Here is a 5,199-nt window from a genome sequence, read left to right as displayed (position 1 = left end):
CCTGGCGTGGCCTGGCCACCCGCTACGACAAGGACCCCGACAGCTTCACCGCTGGACTCCACCTCAGAGGCTCCATCATGTGGCTGAAACGCCTCACCTCAACCACATGATCCGAACCCCGAACAGCTCCTAGTTCGGCAACGATATCGAGATGGCCCGTGTGGCTCGCGTACACCTGTAGCAGGTGGAGTAGGACCCGTTCCAGCATCGGCGGCACCGAAGTCCGTCCGCAGCCCTGTCACCTCGAGGACTCACTCGGTAGCTCGGCGCCGCCGCGCTACCAGTTCCGAGTCCTCACGCTCACCGGTCTCGACAAAGCCGAGCGACGCGTACAGGCGGCGGGCCACGACGTTGTCAGGCTCGTACGAGAGTGCGAAATCGCAGCGACCCTGTTCCTGCTCGAACCGGGCCATAGATAGCCGCAGTGACTGCGGCACGGCCAAGGCCCTGCCCCTGCCTACGGCCATCGATCATGATTCCGCCGAGCCAGACAGAGGCGTCCTCCGGATCCACAGCCCACATCAGGAATCCCACGGCCTCACCCTGCTGGTCGTAAACAGCAAGCGGACGCCAACCGGTAGGGCTGTAGTGACACAACGCCAGGTAATACGTAGCTTCTGCGACCCATGCACGCTGTGCATCACTGACGTTAAGACCTGCCACAGCCCTCTAGTTATCGGCATCAACCGGAACAACTTTGATCGGCGAGGCGGCACTCATCGAATCTCCCTGACCAGCGAACAGTCCGGTATCTCTACGCGCTTGAGCGACGGACAGTTCCCGCCGATCTGCCGCTGGCCGGTAATCGAAGCATTTGACGCCCAGCGACATGAGATGTCTGGCAGTTCGCGGCGGTGGCGTTCGGGCCGGTCCGGGGGCAGGGCTGGCGGGCCGGTCTCGCGTCAGATGTCGTGCACGTGGAGGTTGCGGCCGATGAACTTGAGCATCAGCCCGAGTGCCGTGACCAGGTGTTCTTGTCCATCCCCTACCGGCTGCGTCGTGTAGCCGCAGCCGAGGAAGGCGAGTGCGCCTTCGATCATCGCGACCTGCCCGACCGTGACGGCGTGTACGAGCGCGTTGACGCCCGTGGCGGCGTCACGCAGTTCCCGCGCAACGTCCGGCCCGAACTGGGTAAGTTTGTCTTCGGAGGGCAGGACCAGAGGACCTGCCTGGTCGAACGCGACAAGATTTTTGATCATTTCAGCGCAGGTGAGCAGGCTCACCCGGGCGATCTGCTCGGTGACCACGAACGCTGCCAGCGCCTGGGCCACGTCGGCGGCACCGGCCGGGCTGTCGCGCAAGGCGAGTTGTTCGGCCAGGTCGAGTAAATGGCCCCGGAAGGCCTCTGCGGTGTCGTCATACATGGGCGCCCCTCGGCAGCCGCTGCGTTTGCAACAGCCCGCATGGCCCAGGCGTGACCGGTGTGATCGCTTTATGGCCGGTCCGGTGAGTGAGTGGGCACCGGACCGGCCTGCTCGGCCCGTTCACTCCCGTCGCGCCGAAGCGTCAGCCCGGCACCGCTGGACTGACGGTCTTCGTTTTCGCGCTGTCGTGAGTCGGCCCGGCTTCGGACGGAAGTTGATCCGGGCCGACAGACCAATGCTACCGCCGCCGCCACGTGCAGTGGACGCGTTCGGGCAGGTCGACGGCGTGTGTCGCGGCTCGGCCGGTCCGACGTGGCACGGGGGAGCATCGCCGAACCGGCCTGCCTCAGCCCCGCCCTGGAGGTGACCGCAAAGGCTGTCTCGGCCCGGGGGCAGTCGTGACGACCGTCACCGGGCCGGGCTATCTCCAGAACTTCCCCCTCGAGACGTGTCGACGCGAAGGCCGGCGACTCGGGTGGCCGCGGCGACTGTCCAGATTTTAGGAGCGCCTTAATGATGCCTAAACAGCGGGGGGCCGCTGGCGCACGGGCCGCTTCCGGACGCGCGGAGGGTTGTTCGGCGCGTGCGGTGGCCGCCAGAACGGCGGAGATGGAGGAAACCGCGAGTGAACATCGACAATCTGACCGCGCCGCAGGCGCTGATGCTGCGCGCCGAGCGCAGCGCCAACCTGTACTACACGACCGTCGCGGTCGTCGCGGTTGGTGCGCTGGCCGTGCTGCCGTCCGGGCTGCTCGCCGCGCCCGGCGCGGTCACGTACGGGCTGGGCGGCCTGCTCGTGGGCGCCTATGTGACCAACCGCATCGCCCGGCATCGCTGCGACGACGCTCTCGCGCGTGCGCTGGAGCTGCTCGACGACACCGCCGACACCGCGGAGGCCGACCGGCCCGGTCGGTAGCCGTCCCTGCGCGGGACACGGCCCGCCCTGCCACAAGCCAGCCGTGTCCCGCCACCCCTCGCAGAAGGAGCACAGCCAGTATGACCAGCCCAATGGCGGTAGCCGGTGAGTGAGCAGCCGTGTCGGCAGTGCCCGGCGCTGCACGCCGAGATCGCCCGGCAGGCCGCCGTCATCGTCCAGCTTCAGAACCTGGTCGCGTGGCTGCGTGAGCGGCTGGGCGGCCTGATCGCTGCCGTCAGCGCTGCTGAGGCGCTGATGCGTGAGCAGGCCGAGCGGCCCACGATGCCGCGCGGCCGGCTGCTCCCGCAGCTGCACGAACGCCTGATCAATGTCGAACGGAGGTAACCGCGCTGGTGCACCGCGACGACCGCGCCGGAGACGGTGGCCAGGCGCAGCACTCCGGCGCCGAGCCGGTGCCGGACGGTGATCCGGGCTCCGCGCATGCCGGGCGGGACGGAGTAGGAGTTGCCGCGGAACGGGACCAGGCCCTGCGCGGTGACGGTGGCGGTGACCTCGAGCTCGGCCGGGGACGGCGCGGCCGGGCAGGCCCGCAGGCCTTCGCCGGCGGCCAGGGCACCGACGGTGGTGCGCTGCCCGTCGCGCATGCGGCAGCGTTCGTCCAGCCGGACGCAGAGCGCGTCGAGGCCGGCCTGCGCTGCGGGGACGTCGACGTCGTCGGGCAGGGTCCGCCACCAGCGCTGCGCGGCGGAGTGGTTGGCCTTCTCGACCACGCCCTTGCGGTTGCCGCGCCGCGGCGGGCAGATGTCGACCGCGACGGCGTAGTACTTCGCGACCGCGGAGAACGACGCCGTCAACCGGCCCGAGGCCGGATCGCAGACGGTGGCCATCCGGTCGAAGCGCCGCCTGCGCGTCAGCCCGCCCAACGATCGGGTGACCGTGTCGATCGCCTCGACCAGGTGCGCCTGGTCCTCGTAGTCGGCCAGCACCCCCGCGCCCGCGATAAAGACACCGCTCCGCCAAGCAAGAATAACCCCTATAGCGAACTAAGGGGTTATTCTTGTTCATCGAGGAAGTGGGCTGCGCGCAACAAATGCTGCAGGGCAGGTCTCCGCTGGCCACTGGCTAAACGATCTATGGGGCTGCATCGCGGGCCGCCGCATTAGAACCCAAGTTTCCAGCTGTTGATTGAACCGTCGTTTGCGGCGACGACATCTTTAACAGTAAAATACCACGAGCCATTGCGCAGAGGCTCATCGACCAAGACTTCAAATACCCCCGTCGTCGGTGCGCCTATTCCGGCAGCTAGCAGTGGGTAGTATTTTCCGCTCGGCGCCCTCAGTTTAATCTCCAAGTCCGCCATCCGGGCGTGAGATATCGAATACTCGAGGCGAACCTGGCCCTTGAAGCCAACTGTTCCACACCCCGAGACCGGCACGGTTGAAATACTTTTAGCAGGAAATCGAATAGGTAACGGGTTAGTGTTTGTGAGTATGATAGTGCATGAACTGGGTGGCTGGCCAACCCACGAGGCGTGCACCAGATTTCGAGTGGTGTATGGTGCCGGATTGGTGATCACATTCTTGGTCGAGTTGTTCTTTAGTGCCGCCTCGACTTCGTTTGGGGAGGCCGATGGATAACGGCTAAGATATCTCGCCGCCACCCCTGCTACGTGTGCGGCAGCCATAGTCGTGCCGCTTCGGTTCACATAATGGTTGAATCCGGTGTGTCCTGCAGACAAAACGTCGAGGCCCGGAGCGTACATGTCGACCAACCCGCCATGATTCGACCAAGATGCGCGAGAGCCTGAAGGTGTCATCGCGGCGACGGTGATGGCGTCTGCCACCCTGGCCGGAGAGCTCACGTCGGCGTATTCGCTATGGTTGCCCGCTGGCACCACCACAGTAGCGCCCTCGTCGATGAGTTCCTGTACGGCCACGTCGAAGACACTTGAGTACCGCGCGAAAGCGCCGATGAATACAACGTCTTCGTGGGGGTCGTTCGTTCGCCCCTTGACGTAATTGATGCCCGCGATCACGTCGGAGACTTGCCCGACGCCATTGCAGTCCAGAACGCGGATCGAGTGAATGCCGGCGCGCGGCGCCACACCCATGTAGTTCCCGGCAATCGTCGCGGCCACATGGGTGCCGTGGCCATGGCAGTCTCGGGAGTCATAATCATTGTCAACGAAGTCGCGCGGTTGCTGTGCATACGGCATTTCGTTATGGTCGTCAACACCGGTGTCTATGACCCAGACGTCGACTCCATAACCGTTGTCATCGTGGTCCCAGTAATCGGGGCGATGATAAATGCCGTCCAGTACTCCGTTCCGTTGGTCAATTCTGTCGAGACCCCAAGGAACATCGTAGCCGGCGGAGCTTTTAGTGAACTCCGAACGGTGCGCGGCGTTCGATGCTACCTCGTCCAACCTCACTTTCGTGTCGCTCTCCACCGAGCGAACCGCAGGATTGCTTGCGATTCGCGTAGCGTCATGGCGAGACATTCGCGCAGCGAAGCCCTGAATCGATTTGTCGTACGTGTGCTGAATCTCGGCGTGATACTCCGAAGCAAGGCTCGCGACAGTGGCCGAGAAACCCTTATCGCTCGTATCGCGCAATGCCACAATATACGTGTTGCGATCGACCGTATCAGCGGGATCGTGCTCGGCTGCGTGCACCGAGGCAGATAGCCCAGAAAGAATAAGGAAGCTAGCTGGTGCAACGACGGCAGTCCGTTGCAGCGACAGTCTTATGCGCCCGAGCACCCCTAAGCGCTTTCCCATATTGAGACCCTCCAAGTGTGAACGATTTTGCTAGCGCGCCGTACCCCGGATGTAGATGGGCAACGCCGACACGGCTGTTAATGCACTGAGGTCATTTCATCCTGATAGATGTGGATGTCTCAGGTTGATCAACTGGGCGTGGGGATGCGGGCCATGAAGTGAAGCTCCCGATAGGACTG

The 5,199-nt window shown here is 64.4% G+C and carries 5 protein-coding genes; 1 reads left to right on the top strand and 4 read right to left on the bottom strand.

The window, feature by feature from the left end; all coding sequences use genetic code 11:
* Nucleotides 1-354: 354 nt before the first annotated feature.
* Nucleotides 355-663: a GNAT family N-acetyltransferase gene (locus AB0J67_RS39025; RefSeq protein WP_363490513.1), complete on the bottom strand. Its 309-nt coding sequence runs from the start codon at nt 661-663 to the stop codon at nt 355-357.
* Nucleotides 664-902: 239 nt separating this feature from the next.
* Nucleotides 903-1,364, bottom strand: a complete 462-nt coding sequence (locus AB0J67_RS39020; RefSeq protein WP_363490511.1) for a hypothetical protein — start codon at nt 1,362-1,364, stop codon at nt 903-905.
* Nucleotides 1,365-1,989: 625 nt separating this feature from the next.
* On the opposite strand from AB0J67_RS39020, the gene AB0J67_RS39015 reads away from it, so the two are divergent.
* Nucleotides 1,990-2,280, top strand: a complete 291-nt coding sequence (locus AB0J67_RS39015) for a hypothetical protein (protein ID WP_363490509.1) — start codon at nt 1,990-1,992, stop codon at nt 2,278-2,280.
* A 182-nt stretch (nt 2,281-2,462) separates the two neighbouring features.
* Here the strand turns inward: AB0J67_RS39015 and AB0J67_RS39010 are convergent, their stop codons facing one another.
* Together AB0J67_RS39010 and AB0J67_RS39005 are read right to left on the bottom strand one after the other, a co-directional pair.
* Nucleotides 2,463-3,227 carry a hypothetical protein gene (locus AB0J67_RS39010; protein WP_363490507.1) on the bottom strand — a complete coding sequence of 255 codons (765 nt, stop codon included), beginning with the start codon at nt 3,225-3,227 and terminating at the stop codon, nt 2,463-2,465.
* A 173-nt stretch (nt 3,228-3,400) separates the two neighbouring features.
* Nucleotides 3,401-5,020: a S8 family serine peptidase gene (locus AB0J67_RS39005; protein WP_363490505.1), complete on the bottom strand. Its 1,620-nt coding sequence runs from the start codon at nt 5,018-5,020 to the stop codon at nt 3,401-3,403.
* Nucleotides 5,021-5,199 lie beyond the last annotated feature (179 nt).

This window comes from Catellatospora sp. NPDC049609 (genome assembly GCF_040675365.1).
Taxonomy (GTDB): Bacteria; Actinomycetota; Actinomycetes; order Mycobacteriales; family Micromonosporaceae; genus Catellatospora.
Note: the sequence above shows the minus strand (reverse complement) of the source record. Positions and strands in the feature narration are given on the sequence as shown.

Coding starts and splice junctions, on each gene's coding strand:
- AB0J67_RS39020 (WP_363490511.1), bottom strand. CDS start 1,364: ATGTATGACGACACCGCAGAGGCCTTCCGGGGCCATTTACTCGACCTG.
- AB0J67_RS39005 (WP_363490505.1), bottom strand. CDS start 5,020: ATGGGAAAGCGCTTAGGGGTGCTCGGGCGCATAAGACTGTCGCTGCAA.